The organism is Sorangium sp. So ce394 (assembly GCF_051474665.1).
GTDB lineage: Bacteria > Myxococcota_A > Polyangia > Polyangiales > Polyangiaceae > Sorangium > Sorangium cellulosum_D.
The window spans coordinates 7627405-7645883 of sequence record NZ_CP150339.1; the positions used below are offsets into that span (position 1 = coordinate 7627405).

Below are 18479 nucleotides of genomic sequence, written 5' to 3' on the forward strand. Positions count from 1 at the left end.
CCGGCGCGCTCGCCCCTGGTCCGGCCGGGCGAAGGACCCGAGCCCCGCGGCGGTCGCGCCGGCCCCTTGTCACCCCTGCCCGGCGGCCCTGCGCTCCTCGGCGCTCCGGTCCTCGTGCTGCGGCAGCGCGCCCGCCACCGGCCGCGCCTCGTCGGCCGCGTCGCCGTCCTGCGCCGGCGGCTCCTCCGGCGGGGCCGCCGCGCCCGCGGACGCGGGGCTGGGGCCCCGCGGCTCGAGCGAGCCCGCAGGGCCGCCGCGCCCGGACTCCTCGTAAGGACCGCCGCCGAGCGTGCCCGGCGCGCGGAGCTCGGCATCCTTGGGATGCGGCCCGTCGAGCCGGAAGATCCCCTTCGACTGATCGACCTCGTCGACGCGCCCCTTGCCCTGCGCCTGCGGCTCGGGCCGCTCCTCGTCATCGCGCCCCATGGTTCCCCTCCATCGCCGCGCGCCGTGCATCCCCCGCACACGCGCGCTCCGACCCGCTGCGTGCACGCGAGGTGCCGCCGCGCGCCGGCGATCGGCCGCTCACGCCGGCCGCGCCGAGCGAGGCCATCCCGCGCCCGGCGGCGATCGGCCGCGGCGGCCGGCGGCTCGGCGCGCGCGCTGGGCGCGGCTCAGCCCCCGCCCGCGTAGCCCGCGGGCCACGCCGCCGAGAGGCTGCCGCCGTCGACCGCGAGGTCCTGGCCGGTGATGAACGACGCCTTGTCGCCGAGGAGGAACGCGACGGTCGCGGCCACCTCCTCGAGCTTGCCGACGCGGTTCATCGCGTGGAGCGACGAGGCGAAGGCGCGGCCCTGGGGCAGGTCGAGGCGAAAGTGGGTCGTGGACATCTCCGACTCGATGATGCCGGGGCTCACCACGTTCACGCGGATGCCCTTCTGCGCGTACTCGACCGCGGCGTTGCGTGTGAGCGCGACGACGCCCGCCTTGGAGGCGCTGTAGACGCCGAGCCCGGGGTAAAAGCGCGACGCGGCCACCGAGGCGCAGTTGACGATGGAGCCCCCGCCGCCGGCGAGCATGGCCTTGATCTGGTGCTTCATGCACCAGAAGGTGCCGCGAAGGTTGGTGTCGATGAGGAAGTCGTAGTCGTCGTTGGTCGTCTCGGCGAGCGGCGCGATCAGGGCGCAGCCCGCGTTGTTGAAGCTGCCGTCGAGGCGGCCATACGTGGAGACCGCGGCGTCCACGAGCGCCTCGATGTCGCGCTCGACGCGCATGTCGGCGGTGACCCAGGTGATCTCCCCGCCGCGGTCCTTGACGGCGGCCACGAGCTCGCGCCCCTGCGCCTCGCGCCGCGCGCTCGCGACGACCTTCGCGCCCTCGGCCGCGAGCGCGACGGCCGTCTCCCTGCCGATGCCCGCGCTCGCGCCCGTGACGATGACGACCTTGTCTTTCAAAGCTCCCATGCCGCACATCCTCTCGCGAAGGTGATCGACGCCGCCGTGATCGGCTCCGGCGCTCGCCATGCCGAGATAAAAGAAGAACAACCGCCCTCGCGCGCCTCGGGCGCCGCCGTGCGCGCAGAGCGGGCCGCGACGATGCCAAGGACGCGGCGAAAAAGGAAGCAGTTCCAGCGTCCTGCGCGATGTCCAGCGGTGCGCGACGCGCGGCGCGCGCGCGCGGATGTGGGGCGCGCAACCCTCTGCTTTGGGGCTCGTCTCCCCGGCGGACGACGGGTAGGGTCCGGCCGTCCTGAAGGAGGGACGACGATGAGAGCGATGTGGCGGCCTATCGCGGGGCTCGGGCTGTTGATGGCGGGGGCGGCGCGCGGATCGGACAGCTGCTTCGTGCGCGGCACGCGGATCGTGACGCCGCGGGGCTTCCGGCGCATCGAGGATCTCGACGTCGGGGACGAGGTCTTCAGCCTGAGCCTCGAGCGGCGCGCGCCGGTGGTGCGCAGGGTGGCGCGGGTGCTCCGCGCGCGGGCCACCGAGCTCCTCCACGTCGCCGCGGGGGAGCTGGTCGTCGCCGGCGTGACGGCCGAGCACCCCTTCTACGACGCCGCGCGCGGCGCGTGGGTCGACGCGGGCGCGCTGCGCGAAGGGACTCGGCTCCTGGCCTGGCTCGGCTCGGCCGACGTCCGCGAGCTCTCCGTGACGGCGCACCGCCCCGCGCCGTCGGCCGGCAAGGTGGATGTCTTCAACCTGACGATCGATGGCCCGGAGCGGAATTACTTTGCTGAGGGCCTGCTGGTCCACAACAAATCGTGATCGGACTGCGATCTGGATGGGTGACCAAGCGCTGGACTACCGCGACGACCTTCCGTCGGTGCATCCGTGAGCAGAGGAGGTGTGCGGCGACGGCCTGGACAACAACTGTGATGGCATCACGTGCGGCGATGAGCCCCGGCGCACACACACCTGACCATGCGTGACCCACACCACATGACGCGTCGCACCTCGCGCGCGCCGAGCCGCTGCGCGGGCTGCGCGGAGCGCGCCCGGCGGGGGCGGAGTTGGGCTATAGGCCTGCGCCCATGAACCGACCTCGCCTCGTCGCCGGCGCGCTCTTCCTGGCCGGCCACCTCTTCGCGCTCGGTTGCAGCGCCCCCAAGCCGGAGCCCGAGATCGCCTCCTCGGCCCACCAGAGCGGCTACGCCGAGCGTTACCCGGCCGAGCTCCAGGCCACGGCCACGTCGTTCAGCGAGCGCGAGGACCTCGCGAAGCGCGCCACGGGCCAGTTCCAGGGCTACCCGGGCGAGCTCAAGAAGCCGGACTGGAAGGTGGCCGTCGAGGTCATCGAGCAGGCGGACGCGGCGGGCAAGAGCTACGACTACGTCGAGCGCCTGCGCGTCGTGAACGGCGCCATGGAGTTCTTCAACGAGAACCAGGAGGACCTCACCCGCAAGGTGAGCGGCGCCGCGCAGTACGTCGTCAAGCAGAAGGGGTGCGACGCCGACGTCACCGGCGCCACCGCGCACGCGCTCGAGGAGGGCGTCGCGCGCCAGCTCGAGAAGTACGTCCGCGATCGCAACGAGGCGCACCGCACCATCGAGCGCCACCGCGCCTCGCTCGGCAAGGAGAACGCCGCGGCGCTCGAGCGGCAGGCCGACGCCGTGAGCTTCGCGAGCTACACCGTCCACGTCGACATGGTCGAGCACAAGCTCCGGCTCCGCCGGATGCTCGAGGAGATCGAGGCGATCAAGGCGTCGATCGACGAGGCCGTGGCCGCGGAGCGCGCGTTCCAGGCCTCGGGCCGGCGCACCGACGAGGAGAAGAAGGCGTCGGACGAGCGCATCGAGGAGCTCGGGCGCAGCAAGGCGATGCTCGACTCGTCCGCGACCCAGGTGAAGGAGATCGACGCGACGATGGAGGAGCGCATCGCCGCGGCCCAGAAGGGCTACCGCGAGGCGCTGGACCGCCTCATCGCCACGCTCCGCAAGAACGCCGGCCTGCCCGAGGCGCCCCCGCGCGAGGGGTGATCGCGCGCCGCCTCCCCCGCCCGGGAGGCGGCGCTGCGGGGGCCGATCCGCTACTTCCGGCGGCCCGCGCCGGGCTGCGCGCGCTTGCGCGCCTTGGCGGGCGCAGCGGCGCCGGCCGCGCGCGGGGCGGCCTTCGCCTCGCGCCCAGCGGCGCCGGCCGCGCGCGGGGCGGCCTTCGCCCCGCTCCCCTCCGGCCGCGCCAGCATCGCCTGGATGGCCCGGATCTGCGCGGCGCTCGAGACGAACCGCGAGCCCTGCGCGCCCCTCGCCTGCGCCCCCTCGACCGCGCCGTCGGGCAGCGTCGGGAGCTCGTCCAGGAGCGCGCGGTAGGTCGCCGTCGCCTCGGCCCCGAGCGCGCGCTCGATCCGATCGAGCTTGCCGCGCGAGCGCCACGGCTTGCCCGCGTCGGCGTCCGCCGCGAGCCCGGCGGCCACGCGCTCGATCTCCCGGGCCGCCTGCCCGTCGGGCTGGTCGGCGACCAGCCTGGCCAGCGCCTTCCGGAGCGCGCCGGCGGCGAAGAGCACCACCTCGTGGTGCAGGAGGTGCCACCCGGCCATGAACATCTTCACCGCGTCGTGCTCGGTCATCGCCGACGCGAGCTCGTCCGCGCCCGGCTTCTTGCGCCCCGCGCGCTCTCCGAGGAGGCGCTCGAGCCCGAGGCTGCAGGTGCAGAGCACGGCCTCGGCCGCCTCGAACGGCCGGAACGCGCGGCCGTCGTGGCTGCACCCGGAGATGAGGACGTTCACGAGGTAGCTCAGCTCCAGGAGCCGCTTCCCGTAGAGCTCCGCGTCGCGCGCCATCGCCTCGCGGATCGCCGACGTGAACAGGAGGTCTTCCCCCTCGCGCGGCGCGCCGGCCGTGAGGAGCCGCGCCTCGGCCGCGGGAGGCACGATGTCCGCCTCGCGCAGCACCTCGAGGAAGCTCTGGAGGTCGTCCGCGGCCGGCGCGCCCTTCTCCACGCCGGAAACCGGCCGCCGGGCCGCCGCGGCCGGGGGCCGCGCCTTCGCCGCCGCCGCCCGGAAATGCGCGCGCGTGACGGCATCGTACGTCCGGGCCCCGAGGATCTCGTCGAGCGGCGTGACCCGCGCCAGGTTCAGGAAGCTCACGGCCGCCGACGGCGCGACGAACCCCTCTTGCTCGCGCCGGTCCTCCCGCTCCGCGGCGACGTCGGACTCCAGCATCTCCTCGGAGGTGAGGACGTCGTAGAGCCCGCCGGACTCCTCGATGATCTCGGTGGAGATGGCGCAGCACCGCTCGAGCAGCGCCCGCAGGAGCGCGTGGTGCTCCCGGTCGAGCTCGACGAGGACCTGGAGGATGGGATCCCAGCTCCGGTGGTCCTTGGCGATGATGCGGAACTCCTCGAACTCCTGGTACAGGCAGCTCTCGAGCGCCTTGTCCACGAGATCGTCGTCGTCCGAGCGCTCCGAGCTCGACATCTGCACGCTGAGCCCGTCGATGTCGATCACGAGGACGTGCTTGCACAGCGCCAGCGTGACGAGATCCTCGTCGAGCTCGGCGATCTTCCGCGCCGCGAACGCCTCGCCGGCCTCGAGCATCACCTCGAGCCAGAGGGCGAACCGATCCGCGTCGAACGCCTCGTCCTTGCCCGGGCGCTCGCTGCGCCACAGGTCCTCGTCGAAGATCCCCTTGAGCTGCTCGGTCGTCGCGAGCGCGACGATCTCCCCCGCGTCCTCCAGGCCGATGTGGTGGATCAGCCGGGTGAGGACCGGCGCCTCCAGCCCCTGCACGAGCCGCACGAGATCCGGCTGCTCGAGGAGCTTCGCCACCAGGTGGCGAGGACGCGTCGACTTGGCGAGCGCATTCGTCATATCGAATCTCACCTCCCTCGCGGTGCTCCACGAGGAGCACGCGAACCTTTGCCTACCCCACCCACCGCTCCGCCATCGCGAGCGTCTTCTGGTTGTCCGGCACGGTGAGGAACCTCTCCCGCCACACCGGATCGCTGATCTTCCCCGCCCTCTCCAGGAGCCTCTCCCGCGCCGCCGCGATCACCGCCGCGCAGTCGGCCTCCATCCCGTTCGCCTCCAGCGCCTCGGCGTAGACGAGGCGCACCGCGGACTCCCCCTCCTCGATCGCCCCGATCCCCTCCAGCATCGAGAAGGCCTCCCCCGCCGCCGAGAGCCCCTCGTCGTACCTCCCGAGGCCGAGGAGCGCCCGCGCCCGCGCCGCCACCGCCGCCGCGCGCAGCGGCGGAGCGCTCTGCAAGATCTCCGCCGCCGTCCTCGCCTCCCGCTCCGCGGCCTCGTAATCCCGGGCGAGCAGCGCGATCCGCGCGAGGTACGTCCGCGCGCTCCCCTCCTGGCGCGGATCCCCGAGCCGCTGCGACAGCGCGATCGCCTCCCGCGCGGTCCGCTGCGCCTCCTCGACGCGCCCCCGGTAGCCGAGCACGTGCCCCAGGTTGCTCAGCGTCGCCGCGGCCAGCTCGTGCAGCCCCATCCGCTCCGCGGCCGCGAGGGCGCTGCGCAGCACCTCCTCCGCGCCCGCGAAATCCCCGAGCTCCGCGTGCATGTAGCCCACGTTCATGCGGACGGCGCAGGCGTTGCCGCGGTCGCCCGCCCGCTCGAACGCCGCGAGCGCCGACGACAGGCCCCTCAGGCAGGCGCCGGGGTCGCCGTTCACGAGCGCCCGGATCGACCGCACCTCGTGCAGCCGCGCCTCCACCTCGACCTCCCGCTCCGCGAGGTCGGTCCCGTCGCCCTCGACCGCCTCGATCAGCGCGTCCGCGAACGCGTAGCGCCCCCCGAACACGAGCAGGAGCGCGCCCTCGACGAGGCACATGTGCTTTTCCACGAGCGCGCCCTCCGCCTCCGCCTCGGCGGCCTGCGCCACGCCCATCCAGCGCTCCACCCGCTCGAAGCCGCCGAGCTTGCCCGCGGCGACCGCCACCTGCTTGATCGCCGAGAACCACGGCGCCGAGCCGGCCGGCAGCCGCTCCACCGCCTCGACGCCGCGCTGCTCCGCGAGCGCGAGCTCCCCGCGCCAGACGTGCGCCTCGGCCTCCACGAGGCGCAGCGCGCCCAGCGTCTGCGCCGTCGGGCCGCACGCGACCCCGCGCTCGGCGCGCTCGACGGCGGCGGCGAGGTCCTGCGCCCGGAGCGCCTGCTCGGCCGCGCGGCAGTAGGCCGCCGCCGCCCGCGACAGCTCGCCGCCGCGCTCGAAGTGCTCGCCGAGCGCCATCGCGTCCGCCGCGCCCGCGCGCGAGAGCCACTCGCCCGCCAGCCGGTGCCCGAGCCGCCGATCGCCCTCGGTCAGCATCCCGTAGGCCGCCTCCCGGACGATCGCGTGCTGGAAGCTGTACTCGACCTCGCCGGGGAGGCTCCCCTCGCCGCGCCGCGCGATGACCTCGCGCTGCTCCAGCTCGACGAGCTTCGGCGCCACCTGCGCCCCGCCCACGAGCGCCGAGACGCCGCCCTGCCAGAACGTCTGCCCGAAGATGCTCGCCGCCCGCAGCACGCGCCGCGCCTCGATGTCGAGCGCCTCGATGCGCGCCTGCACCATCGCCAGCACCGTCTCGGGCAGGTCGGCGCCCTTGCCGTCGGCGACCGCGCGGAGCTGCTCCTCCAGGTAGAACGCGTTGCCGTCGGCGCGGTCGACGATCATCGTGAGCAGCTCCGGCGCGACGTCCTCGCCGAGCACCTGGCGCACCAGCCGCTCGCTCGCGCGGCGCGGCAGCCCCGAGAGCTGCACCTCGTGCACGCCGCGCCCCGCCCAGAGCTTCGGGAAGAGCTCGCGCACCTCGGGCCGGCCGAGCGCGAGCACCATCAGCCGCTGATCGCCGAGGTTGCGCAGCGCCGAGTCGACCAGCATCACGCTCGGCAGGTCGCCCCAGTGCAGGTCCTCGAGCACGAGCAGCACCGGCCGCGCCGAGCACTCGGCGCGCAGGAGGTCCTCCCAGGCGAGGCGGATCTGGTCGCTCATCAGCACGGGGTTCCGCCGCGCCGCCATGAGCTGCACGCTGTCGCCGTCGGGGAACGGCACGCCCATAAGCTCGCCGAGGAACGCCGCGGTGCGCGGGGACTCGCCCCGGCCGTGCCGCGCGACGCGCGCGCGGATCTTGTGCTGCCGCGCCTCGATCGGCTCGCCGTCGAACAGGCCGATCGCGCGCCGGAGCGCCGACGCGAGCAGGGCGAAGGCCGAGCCGGCGCCCATGGGGTCGCCGCGCCCGATCCACACTTCCATCTCCTCGCCGCGGTCGCGGAGGCGGCGGAGCAGCTCGGTGCGGAGGCGGGATTTGCCGGCGCCCGCGGGCGCGGTCACGAGCACGGCGCTCGGCGTCGACTCGTCGACGCAGTGCGCGAACGCGGCCTCGAGCAGGGCGAGCTCGCGGTCGCGCCCGACGCACGGCGTCGGCCTGCCGAGCAGCGGCGGCGTCGTGGCGAGCGCCTCGCGCTCGCCGTGCAGGCGGAGGCCGCCCTTGTCGCGGGTGATGTCGAACCGGGAGCCGAGCAGCCCCGCGGTCACCTCGTCCATGCGGACGGCGTCCGCGCCGGCCGGGGCGTGGGCCGGCGGCAGGAGGTGGACGGCGCGGTCGATGAGCTCTCCGACCGGCAGCCGCGAGGAGATCTCGGCGCGGCCGGTCACGAGCGCGACGGGCACGCAGCCGAGCAGCGCGTTGAGGGCGAGCGCGCAGCGCGCGGCCTGGGCCGCGAGGTCGGTCGGCGCCCCGCTGGCGGAGAGCACGATGAGCGGGGAGCGCGACTCCAGGATCTCGAGCTCGCCCTGGTAGCGCTCGGCCACGGCGATGAGCGCCTTGCTGCGCTCCAGGTCCTCCTCCTGGGAGCGCGTCGCCTCGGCGTCGCCGGTCACGTCGCGGGCGAGCACGAGGCACATCATCTTGCGCTCGTTCGTGGTGATCTCGCTGCCGCGCAGGGTGTTCGACGGGCGGCTGCTCACGGCGCCCGCGCCGAGGTCGTCGAGCTCAAGGAGCTCGGCCGCGACCGCGTCGCCGTCCTTGGGCCGCTCGTTCGGCGGCTTCGCGAGCATGCGCGCGACGAGGTCGTCGAGCGCCTCGGGGATGTCGCCGCGGAGCTCGCGGAGCCGCGGCGGGTCCTCGAGGATGACCTTGATGAGCACCGAGAGCCCGTCGGCGCCCTGGAACGCCGAGCGCCCGGTGAGGCACTTGAAGAGCACGCAGCCGAGCGAGAACACGTCGGCGCGGGCGTCGATGTTCGGCTCGCTGCGGGCCTGCTCGGGCGCCATGTAGCCCGGGGTGCCGAGCATCGTGCCCGGCATGGTGAGGTGCCGGTCGATGGCGCCGAGGCGCACCACGCCGAAGTCGATGAGGGTGACCCCCTCGACGACGCCGCCCACGAGGAGCAGGTTGCTCGGCTTGAGGTCGCGGTGGACGATGCCGGCGCGGTGGACGACGCCGAGCGTCGAGGCGACCCTGGAGGCGAGCGCGAGGGTCTCGCGGACGGAGAGCGACCGCCTGGCGAGGCGCTCGGTCAGCGTCTCGCCGGCGAGCCACTCCATGGCGAGGTAGGGCTGCCCCGTGTCGGTCGCGCCGTGCGCGACGTAGCGCACGATGCCCGGGTGCCGCAGCGCGGTGAGCGCCTCGAGCGCCTCGGCCTCGCGCGCGAACCGGATCGCCTCCTGGAGCCCGCGGCGCTGCAGGACCTTGAGCGCCACCGGCTCGTTCGCGGCCAGATCGATGGCGCGGTAGACGTCGCCCATCCCGCCGGAGCTGGCGAGGCCCTCGAGCCGGAAGCGACGGTCGATGACGTCTCCCACGCGCATCTCGGCTCCCCGTGTTACCTGAGATCTCGCATGAGCTTGCTTACAACGTGAGTAGACGAACTCGGCGCCGATCGCCAGCGAGTCCGCCCGGAGCGGCCGGGCACGGCGACACGCCGGCGGCGGCGACCGCAGACACTGTAATGTAGCAAACGCGGCCCGTCCGGGCACGGGCGGCGCGCGCCGTGCCGTGCGGGGTGGTGCGCCCGCGCGCGGGTCCCGGGAGGCGGGCGCTCCCCCGGAGGCGCGCTCGCCCCCGCGGGCTCGTCCGGCGCGCGCTGCCCTGTCGCCCTGGCGGGGCGGCGCGCCGTTGGGTTGACCCGCATTTTCACCACAGCGGGGCAAAACGTCCTATCGGCGTCGCGCGCGTCGCGGCGGAGCATCGCTTTCGTGATGGCGGCCTGGACTCGAATGCATGGCATGCAGCGTGCTGACCTGAAGCGCATGAAGGCGAAGCTGTCCAAGCAGCAAAAGAGGAAGCTCGACAAGCTCGGTCGGAGACGATCGGCGCCGCCGCGGGGAGCCTGCTGAAGGACGCGCTGAAGGGGCGGCGGCGCGCCCGCTGAGGCGTCCTGGCGCGGGCGTGCACGAGCGTCTCGCGCCTGGCGCTCTCCTGGGGTAGGTTCCGCCGTCGATGGACACCCGAACTTACTTTCAGGGCAAGAGCGTCCTCGTGACCGGCGGATCGAGCGGCATCGGCCTGTCGTTCGCGCGGCTCGTGGCGGGCTACGGTGCGGCGGTGACGCTCGTCGCGCGCCGCCGGGCCCTCCTCGACGAGGCGGCGGTGGGCATCCGGCGGGAGCACCCGTCGGCGCGCGTCGACGTCCTGGAGCTCGACGTCAGCCGGTCGGAGGACGTCGCGCGGGCCGTGGAGTCGCTGCTCGCCGAGCGCCCGATCGATCACCTCGTGAACAACGCGGGCGCCGTGATGCCGGGGCGGTTCCTCGAGCTGCCGGTCGAGGAGTTCCGCGGCATGATGGACGTGAACTTCTTCGGCGCCGTCCACCTGTGCAAGGCGGTGCTGCCGGCGATGGTGGCGCGCGGGAGCGGCCATGTGCTCAACGTCTCGTCGCTGGCGGGCGTGATCGGCATCTACGGCTACACGCCGTACGCCGCGAGCAAGTTCGCGCTGATCGGCTTCTCGCAGGCGCTGCGCGCGGAGATGTGGCCGCACGGCGTCCGGGTGAGCGTGTGCATGCCGCCCGACACCGACACGCCGCAGCTCGCGTTCGAGAACCGGTACAAGCCCGCGGAGACCAAGGCCATCGCGGGCAACGTGAAGACGCTGGAGCCGGACGCGGTGGCGCGCAGCATGGCCGACGGCATGGCGCGCGGGCGGTTCGAGATCTACCCCGACGTCGGCTCGCGCGTGAGCGCGATCGCGCAGGGGGTGATCCCGGGCGTGGTCCGCTGGGTCTGCGACAGCGCGCAGCGGAAGGCCGGCCCGGCCGCCGGCTGAGCGCTCCCGGCCGGCGGCGCGGGGCTCGGCCGCTGGCGGAGCGCTCTGGGCCGCCGGCGCGCGGGCTCGGCCGCTGGCTGAGCGCTCCGGGCCGCCGGCGCGGGCTCGGCCGCGGCCGCTCCCTTCGACGCTCCTTTCGTCCACGCATCGGGTGCGCGGCGAAGCGCATTGCCTGCGTCCCGGGCTCTTCCGGCGCCGCGCCGAGCGCGACCGCGCGCGGGGCGGCGAGAGGCACGCTCGTTGCGACTCGGTCGCGAGCCAACAAGGACATGTCACGGGAGGAAGCCATGGAATCGAATCCTTCGAGCACATCGGCCACAACCAGGCCGTTCAACGTTCTGGCGGCGGTGGATCTCTCGCCGGCGAGCCGGGGCGTGCTCCTCCGGGCGCTGTGGCTGGCGAACGCCGAGGAGACCGGCGGCGAGGTGCACGTCGTGGCGGTGGCGGACAGCGGCCGGGAGATGCTGGGCTTGCAGGGCCTCGCCAAGACCTCGAGCGCGGCGGACGCCGCGGCCCGGCTCCAGGAGCTCGCGACGAGCGTCGCCAACGAGTTCGCCGTGCCGCCGCGGCCCCCGCACGTCGAGCGCGTGGTCACGCACCTGCTCACGGGCGATCCGGCCCGGGAGATCGTCTGGCTCGCGGCGCACGTCGACGCGGATCTCATCGTGATGGGGACGCACGGGCGCACCGGCGTGAAGCGCGTGCTGCTCGGCTCGGTCGCCGAGCGCGTGGTGCGCACCGCGGGGTGTCCCGTGTGCGTGGTCCGGGACAAGCACCACGACGACTCGTGGCGTATTCCGGAGATCGAGCCGCCGTGCCCCGACTGCCTCGCGGAGCGCAACCGGACCGGCGGAGCGAGCCTGTGGTGCGCGCGCCACCAGGGGCATGTCCACGCCCACGTCTACTCGGGCGCCGAGACGACGAGGACGGTGCGCCGCGCGGTGAGGCCCTGGGGGTTCTCGACCTGACGTTGCAAGCGAGGAGCTTCTCCTTGTTATGGGAAGCTCCTCCGTCGCCTCGGCTGGCGCTCGACACGAACCCTTGCGGGAAGCTCCTTCAGCGCTCCGGCGGGCGCTTGACGCGAACTGCTGCCCATGCCCCCCTCCGGGCCACGGAGGTTCGCGATGGCGCCGGTTCCGCAACGTGCTTTGCGAGCGTTGATCCCGCTCTTCATGTTCGTGAGCTGCGTGCTCGCGCAGGCGGGGTGCTCGTGCAGCCCCGAGCTCCCGCCGGTCCGTCATCACGGCACCATCGCCTGCAGGACGCGCGACACGAGCGCTCCGCCGAGGGCCGGCCGCGCGCCAGGGGTGAAGACCGTCTCTGCCGGCGCGATGGCCGGGACGTTCTCGGTCACGAGCAGCGGAGAGGCCGTGTACGTGATGCCTTTGACCGCTGTCCCGGGGCGGGCGGGCCTGGAGCCGCGGCTCGCGCTCCAGTACGACAGCAGCGCCGGCGAGGGCGTCCTCGGGGCGGGGTTCTCCATTGCCGGGTTGTCCGCGATCACGCGATGTCCGAAGAACCTGGCGCAGGACGGGGAGATCCGGGGCGTCCGCTACGACGCCGAGGATGCGCTCTGCCTCGACGACAAGCGGCTTGTCCCGGTGGCACGAGCAGCAGGGACGATCGAGTACCGGACGTTCCCCGACACGATGGTCAAGGTGGTCGGGCACTACGATGCGCCGGCGGAGGCGCTCTTCTTCGAGGCGATGATGCCGTCCGGGCTCGTCATCGAGTACGGCAAGAGCGACAGCGGCAAGCCGCTCGCGCTCGGTGGCGCCGCGCGCGCGTGGCTCGCGACTAAGGCGCGCGACGGCCGCGGCAACGCCATGACGTATGAGTACTGCTCTGCGGACGCCGAGGAGGGCTTCACCGCGGAGTACGCGATCGACGAGATCCGCTACACGAGCTTCGAGGGCGAGCCGGCGCTCGCGCCGTCGCGGGCGGTGCGGTTCGTGTACGAGGCGAAGGCGCCGGGCGAGGTGCGCACGCGCTACGCAGGCGGCATGGCGCTCCAGCGCTCATTGCGGCTCGACGAGATCCAGATGCTCGGCGCGGACGACGCGCTGGTCCGGCGCTACGGGCTCACGTACGAGGTCAGCGAGGCGACGAAACGAACGCTCCTGACGCAGGTCGAGGAGTGCGCGGGCGACGGGGTGTGCAAGCCGCCGACGCGGTTTCAGTACAGCCGCGGCGAGGCCGGGTTCCGGAGGATCGCGACGGACGTCGCCGCGCCGACCTCCCGGAAGGCGAGCCCGATGCTGTTCGACATCGACGGCGATGGGCTCGACGACCTCGTGGTCCCGGACGTGGTCGCGGGGCTCAGCACGCCAGAGAACCCCATCACCGGCTGGCTCGCCGCGCGCAATCGCGGGTCGAGCGGCTCGGCGGCCTCCTTCGCGCCCGCGACCCTGGCGCTCCTCGAGGACTGGGCCGTGATCGCCGATCCACACGGGTCCTCGGATCCCGAGCTCCTTCAGCCGGAGCTCGGGACGGCCCTGGATTTCAACCAGGATGGCCGGACGGACGTCTTTCTTCACGACGTCCATGACACCGGCAATACCTGGCTTGTGCTGCTGGCCCAGCCGGACCTGACCTTCGCGATCCACGACACGGGCATCCGGAGGCCCTTTCCGCTCGGCGTCCGTCCCGCGCCGCCCGGATTGCGCATGCCCGAGGGCGCCGCTCACCTCGCCGATGTGGACGGCGACGGCGTGCCCGACCTGATCCAGTGCGACGACCACAGCCGCACGCTGACCCAGAACCCGCTCGAGGCGACGTGGACCGTCCACCGCTGGAAGCCCGAGCGGAACGGCACGCCTGCGGGGTTCGACGTCACCGGGGAGTCGCTGGAGCCGCTCAACGGGTTTCCGTGCGACATGGAGATCCAGACGCTCGACCTCGACGCCGACGGCAAGGTCGATCTGGTCGTGGCGACCGTGCTGACGTTCAGCGATGGCACGATGCTCCCCGCGCCGACGTACGGGGCGCTCACCCGGCGTCACCATGGAAGCTGGGAGGTGTTCGATACCGAGCTGCCTCAGCCGCCTCGCGGCGGCCGCACCGTGTTCCTCGACGTGAACGGCGACGGCTTGCCCGACGCGGTGCAATCGGGCTTCAGCCACGGCGGGCTCCGCACGACCCTCAACACGGGGCCGACCTTCGACGCGCCGGCGGTCGAGAGCCTCAGCCCGGCGGGCGTCCTCGAGAGCCTCGGCGCGCAGGACGCGTTCTTCCGGCTGGCGGCGCCGCTGGACTACGACGGCGATGGCCTGCAGGATCTGCTCATGCCGGTGCCGCCGGGCATGCTGCCGGGCTCATCGCTCGCGCTGCCCTCCTGGGCGATCCTCCAGGCCACCGGCGCGCGCGACGGGCCGACGTTCGCGCTCGTCGACCCGGGGCTCCCGTTCGAGGCGGCGGTCGGCGAGGCGGTCACGCTGGCCGATCCGCGCGGGCCGCGCATCGGGGACCTCGACGGCGACGGGGCGCAGGACGTGGTTTTGCCGCTCGGGGGCGTGTTCAACGTCTTCCAGAACCTCGCGGCCGATCGGGATCTCCTCGTCGCGGTCTCGGACGGGATGAACGCGCACGAACCGAGCGAAGCGGGCTTCGTGCCAAACGTGAGCATCGCGTATGGCCACCTCACCGACGCCTCGATCACGAACGACATCGCCGAGGGAGCTCCGGAGCGGGAGAGCATGCTCTACGTGTCGCGGGACGACGCGGCGAACGCTTGCGACTATCCGCGCCGCTGCGCGGTGGGGCCGCGGCGGGTCGTCCGCGGCTACGCGCTCAACAACGGCGCGGACCGGCCGCGGCGCTTCGACGTGCGCTATCGTGACGGGCGCTACCACCGGCTCGGGCGGGGCTTTCTCGGGTTCGGGGAGCGCGTTGTCGTCGAGGTCGACACCGGCGCCGCGACGGCCGAGCGGTACGACAACGTCACGTTCGACGAGGATCTCGAGGTCTTTCCGTTCGCGGGGCAGGTGGCGCGAGAGTGGCGCTGGGCTCCGGGGTTGCCAGACCAGCCCAGGCCGGAGCAGATCGAGCTCTCGTTCCTCGATGTGACGCGGGAGATGGTGCCCACGAACGACGGCGCGAGCTATTTCACGCTCCCGACCGAGCGCCGGCTCCGGCGAGCGCAGGGCGTGTATCCGCCCGAGAGCGGTGAGGCGCCACCGGTGGAGGCGTACGTCGAGCAGGTCGCGTCGGGCGGAGAGCGCGAGGCGGCGATCCTGCGCGATACGGCGGCGAAGGTGACGGACTTCGACGCGTTCGGCAACGTACGCGCCGAGGAGGTCTCGACCCGCGGCGTCGACCTGACGCTGGAGACGACGCGCACCTTCAAAAACGACACCGATCGGTGGGTGCTCGGCCAGCTCCAGGCCGAGAAGGAATGCAGCGCGGCCGCGGGCCTCTCGCAGTGCCGCCTGCTCGCGCGCACGACCACGATCTACGGCGAGATCGAGACCGAGTCGATCGACAGCGACGAAGGCATCCCGGACACGAAGCTCAATGTCGCGATCGCGCGGGACGCCTTCGGCAACGTCACCGGGGTGACGGCGGACGATGCGTTCGGCCATCACCGGGCGTGGAGCACGACGTACGACGCCGAGGGGATCTTCCCCGAGACGCACGTCAACGCGGCCGACCACACCACGCGCGTGACGTTCGATGAGGGTCTCGGCGTGCTCGTCGAGCGGGTGGATCCGAACGGGCTCGTGACCGAGTGGAGGCACGACGGCTTCGGTCGCCTGGGACTCGAGATACGGCCCGACGGCACGCAGACGGCGATCGCGCTGTCGCGCACCAAGGACGGCGGCCCGGACCGGGACGCCTGGCGGGTGGTGCAGCGGACCACGACGGCCGGCGGCGCCGACGATACGGTCGAAGTCGACAGCCTCGGCCGCCCGATCCGGTGGTTCTGGTACGGACCTTCCGTGGAAGGTTCCACGGGCGAGCCGCGGCGCTTGATGCAAGAGATCGCGTACGACGCACGCGGCGAGCGCGTCGCGCGGCGCTCGGTGCCGGTCACCGAAGGCACGCCGCAAGACGACCTCCTCTACGACGTCTACGAGCACGACACGGTAGGCCGCGAGGTGCGGCACACCACGCCGTGGGGCGCAGTCGTGGAGACCGAGTACGACGGCCTGCGGGCCGAGGTCACCGATGCGCTCGGTCACGTGACCGTGGTCGAGCATGATCCGCTGGGACGACCGGTGACGGTCACCGACGCGGCGATGGGGGTCACGCGGTACAAGCATGGCCCGTTTGGGGCGCTGTACACGGTCACCGATCCGGGCGGGGCAATCTCGCGGACGGCGCGCGACGCGCTCGGGCGCGTGCGGCAGCTCGACCATCCCGATCGGGGCACGACCGTCTTCACCAACGACGGCTTCGGCGAGCTGGTCTTGTCGACCGACGCGCGCGGGCGGGAGGCGACGTTCAGCTACGATGGCCTGGGGCGCACCACCTCGCGCGTGGACGAGGACGGCGCCGAGCGGCTCACGACCACCTGGACCTGGGACACCGCGGAGCACGGCATCGGCAAGCTCCACGTGCTGGAGAGCCCCGACGGGAAGAAGACGTACGGCTACACCGAGCATGGCAAGCTCGAGACGGTGGCGCTCCGCATCGACGGAGAGCGCGCGGCACTGGAGAGCAGGCTCGACTACGACGAGCTCGGCCGCGTCGAGACGCTCACCTACCCCACCCCGGCCGGCGCGGCGCCGTTCGTGGTGGCCCACGACCACGACGCGCACGGCCACGTGCTCGCCGTGCGCGACAGCGCGACGCGCTCTGCCTACTGGCGGCTGACCGACGTGGACAGCGCCGGCCGCTACCGCGAGGAGGCGTTCGGCAACGGCGCCGTCACCGAGCGGAGCTACTACGCGGACAAGCAGCGGCTGAAGGGCGTCGTCACCCGCAGCGGCGCGACGGCGGTGCAGGACCTCGGCTACGGCTATGACGACCGGCTCAGCCTCACGCGGCGCACCGACGCGCTGCAGCCGCAGCACCGGAACGAGCGGTTTCGGTACGACGCGCTCGAGCGGCTGACGTGCGCGTACTTCAGCGACGTCGAGAGCGACACGGCGCCGTGCGCGCTCCGCTACGACCACGATCCGAACGGAAACCTCACCTTCGCGCCGGACGCCGGCACGCTCTCGTACGACGACCCGCTGCACCCGCACGCCGTCACCGGCGCGGGCGCGGACAGCTTCGGCTATGACGCCGTCGGCAACCAGATCGCACGCCCGGGCGGGGTGCGGGTGAGCTACACGCCGTTCGACCTGCCGAGGGCGATCACGCAGGGCGCGAGGACCGTCTCGTTCGGCTACGACGGCGACCAGCAGCGGATCCGCAAGACCACGCCGGATGAGGAGACGATCTACTTCGGCGACCTGGTCGAGCGGGTCACCGACGCGGCGACCGGGAGGGCCGAGCACCGGTATTACGTGCGCTCGCCGGAGCGGGTGGTGGCGATCGTGACCCGCGGCGGGCAAGAGCCGGGCACCCGGTATGTGCACGTCGATCACCTCGGCTCGGTCGATGCGCTCACCGACGAGGACGGCGACGTGATCGAGCGGCGGAGCTACGATCCGTTCGGCCAGCGCAGAAACCCCGTGTGGGGAAAGCCCACGCCGGCGTCGTTCGCCAGCGAGACGACCCGGGGCTTCACCGGGCACGAGGGTGACGACGAGCTCGGGCTCGTCAACATGAAGGGCCGCATCTACGATCCGAGGCTCGGGCGGTTCTTGACGACCGACCCGATCGTGCAAGCGCCGCTCTCGGGTCAGAGCTGGAACCCGTACAGCTACGTGCGCAACAGCCCGCTCGACCACGTGGATCCGAGCGGGTTTCAGGGGGTATCGCCGGAAGCTCACGCTCCCGCGGCGCAGCCGCTGGCCGGGGTGCTCGATTCAGAAGCGCTCGGCCTGCCACCGATCGACGTAGAGGTCGTCGCGCCTCCGGATTGGGTGGTGTGGGTAGACGCCGACGCCGACGCCGATACCGCGGGCGCAGGCGTCGGAGCGATGTCGGCGCCTGTCGATGTGGGCACGACCGGAACCTCGTCGGGCTTCGCGTCGTACTTGGTGACCGCCTCGCCGGAGCACGCAGGCGCCGCCGGCCCGGGCACCCTCGTCAGCCAGGCCTTGCTGGGCGCCGCGGAGGGCACGCGCGACCTCGGTCTCGGCATCGCACGGTCGCTGACGCTGCACGCGCTGACGTTTGGGATGTACGGCGGCTATGAGCTCGGCGGGGCGATCTGGGCGGGCTACGCTCAGGATGGGTTCTTCGGCGCGCTCAACGCCGTGAACCCGCTCTACCATATCGGGCTGGGCGCCGCGGATACGGCCCTCGCGATCGACGGAGGCGACTATCGGGAGGCGGGCGCGGCGGGGACCAAGGCGATGATCCTCGCGGCGGCCACCGTCTTCGGGATGGGCAAGGGACTCGGAGCGGCGGCCGAGGGGTCGGCGGTTGCGGCGGGAGCCGCGCCCGTGGGAGTAAGGGCGTACTCGGTCGCATACGAGACAACCCTCCCCAAGCTCGGCGCTGGCACTCGACCGGCACACTTCAGGGCAGCAAACCAAGCGCTCCTCTCCGACATGCGGGCGAGCTCGGAACTGACCCAGGCCATGCGAGGCTTGAGCATCGAAGTGCCCACGTCTGCTTCCGGTGCCGCCCAGGGACTCTCTCCGTCCGGTTGGACATGGCACCATGTGCCCGAGAGGCCTGGTGTGGTACAGCTGGTCCCACGTGCGCAGCACACGGCGGGAAGCGGCTTCTACGAGCTAATGCATCCCGAGGGCCGAGGCGGGTTCTTTCTGTGGGGAAAGGAGTTCTAAC

The 18479-nt window shown here is 72.9% G+C and carries 9 protein-coding genes; 5 read left to right on the forward strand and 4 right to left on the reverse strand.

The window, feature by feature from the left end; all coding sequences use genetic code 11:
* Positions 1 to 69 precede the first annotated feature (69 nt).
* Both WMF33_RS27760 and WMF33_RS27765 read right to left on the reverse strand, forming a co-directional pair.
* Positions 70 to 426 (reverse strand): hypothetical protein, encoded by a 357-nt coding sequence (locus WMF33_RS27760; protein ID WP_437331452.1) that lies wholly within the window; start codon positions 424 to 426, stop codon positions 70 to 72.
* 188 nt (positions 427 to 614) lie between these two features.
* On the reverse strand, positions 615 to 1403 hold the full coding sequence (locus tag WMF33_RS27765) for an SDR family NAD(P)-dependent oxidoreductase (protein ID WP_437331453.1): 789 nt from the start codon (positions 1401 to 1403) through the stop codon (positions 615 to 617).
* A 303-nt stretch (positions 1404 to 1706) separates the two neighbouring features.
* Here WMF33_RS27765 and WMF33_RS27770 point away from each other — a divergent pair, with 303 nt between their 5' ends.
* Together WMF33_RS27770 and WMF33_RS27775 are read left to right on the forward strand one after the other, a co-directional pair.
* Entirely contained in the window at positions 1707 to 2207 is a 501-nt protein-coding gene (locus tag WMF33_RS27770) for a polymorphic toxin-type HINT domain-containing protein (RefSeq protein WP_437331454.1), read from the forward strand.
* A gap of 266 nt (positions 2208 to 2473) precedes the next feature.
* Positions 2474 to 3418, forward strand: coding sequence for a hypothetical protein (locus WMF33_RS27775; protein ID WP_437331455.1), 945 nt, complete (start codon positions 2474 to 2476; stop codon positions 3416 to 3418).
* Between the two features lie 50 nt (positions 3419 to 3468).
* On the opposite strand, the gene WMF33_RS27780 is transcribed toward WMF33_RS27775, so the two are convergent.
* Both WMF33_RS27780 and WMF33_RS27785 read right to left on the reverse strand, forming a co-directional pair.
* Entirely contained in the window at positions 3469 to 5247 is a 1779-nt protein-coding gene (locus tag WMF33_RS27780; protein WP_437331456.1) for a DUF6178 family protein, read from the reverse strand.
* 52 nt (positions 5248 to 5299) lie between these two features.
* On the reverse strand, positions 5300 to 9175 hold the full coding sequence (locus WMF33_RS27785; protein WP_437331457.1) for a serine/threonine-protein kinase: 3876 nt from the start codon (positions 9173 to 9175) through the stop codon (positions 5300 to 5302).
* 631 nt (positions 9176 to 9806) lie between these two features.
* Between WMF33_RS27785 and WMF33_RS27790 the strand changes: the two genes are divergently transcribed.
* From WMF33_RS27790 to WMF33_RS27800, 3 genes are all read left to right on the forward strand, one after another.
* The gene (locus WMF33_RS27790) at positions 9807 to 10631 is read left to right on the forward strand and encodes an SDR family oxidoreductase (RefSeq protein WP_061628221.1); all 825 of its coding nucleotides are present in this window, start codon (positions 9807 to 9809) and stop codon (positions 10629 to 10631) included.
* 287 nt (positions 10632 to 10918) lie between these two features.
* Positions 10919 to 11599 carry a universal stress protein gene (locus WMF33_RS27795; RefSeq protein WP_437331458.1) on the forward strand — a complete coding sequence of 227 codons (681 nt, stop codon included), beginning with the start codon at positions 10919 to 10921 and terminating at the stop codon, positions 11597 to 11599.
* A 156-nt stretch (positions 11600 to 11755) separates the two neighbouring features.
* Positions 11756 to 18478: an RHS repeat-associated core domain-containing protein gene (locus WMF33_RS27800; RefSeq protein ID WP_437331459.1), complete on the forward strand. Its 6723-nt coding sequence runs from the start codon at positions 11756 to 11758 to the stop codon at positions 18476 to 18478.
* The last annotated feature ends 1 nt before the right edge of the window (position 18479 follow it).

What these genes read in the sequence shown, in the direction of transcription:
- WMF33_RS27780 (WP_437331456.1), bottom strand. Translation starts at nt 5,247, where the DNA reads ATGACGAATGCGCTCGCCAAGTCGACGCGTCCTCGCCACCTGGTGGCG.
- WMF33_RS27765 (WP_437331453.1), bottom strand. Translation starts at nt 1,403, where the DNA reads ATGGGAGCTTTGAAAGACAAGGTCGTCATCGTCACGGGCGCGAGCGCG.
- WMF33_RS27795 (WP_437331458.1), top strand. Translation starts at nt 10,919, where the DNA reads ATGGAATCGAATCCTTCGAGCACATCGGCCACAACCAGGCCGTTCAAC.
- WMF33_RS27785 (WP_437331457.1), bottom strand. Translation starts at nt 9,175, where the DNA reads ATGCGCGTGGGAGACGTCATCGACCGTCGCTTCCGGCTCGAGGGCCTC.
- WMF33_RS27775 (WP_437331455.1), top strand. Translation starts at nt 2,474, where the DNA reads ATGAACCGACCTCGCCTCGTCGCCGGCGCGCTCTTCCTGGCCGGCCAC.
- WMF33_RS27800 (WP_437331459.1), top strand. Translation starts at nt 11,756, where the DNA reads ATGGCGCCGGTTCCGCAACGTGCTTTGCGAGCGTTGATCCCGCTCTTC.
- WMF33_RS27760 (WP_437331452.1), bottom strand. Translation starts at nt 426, where the DNA reads ATGGGGCGCGATGACGAGGAGCGGCCCGAGCCGCAGGCGCAGGGCAAG.
- WMF33_RS27790 (WP_061628221.1), top strand. Translation starts at nt 9,807, where the DNA reads ATGGACACCCGAACTTACTTTCAGGGCAAGAGCGTCCTCGTGACCGGC.
- WMF33_RS27770 (WP_437331454.1), top strand. Translation starts at nt 1,707, where the DNA reads ATGAGAGCGATGTGGCGGCCTATCGCGGGGCTCGGGCTGTTGATGGCG.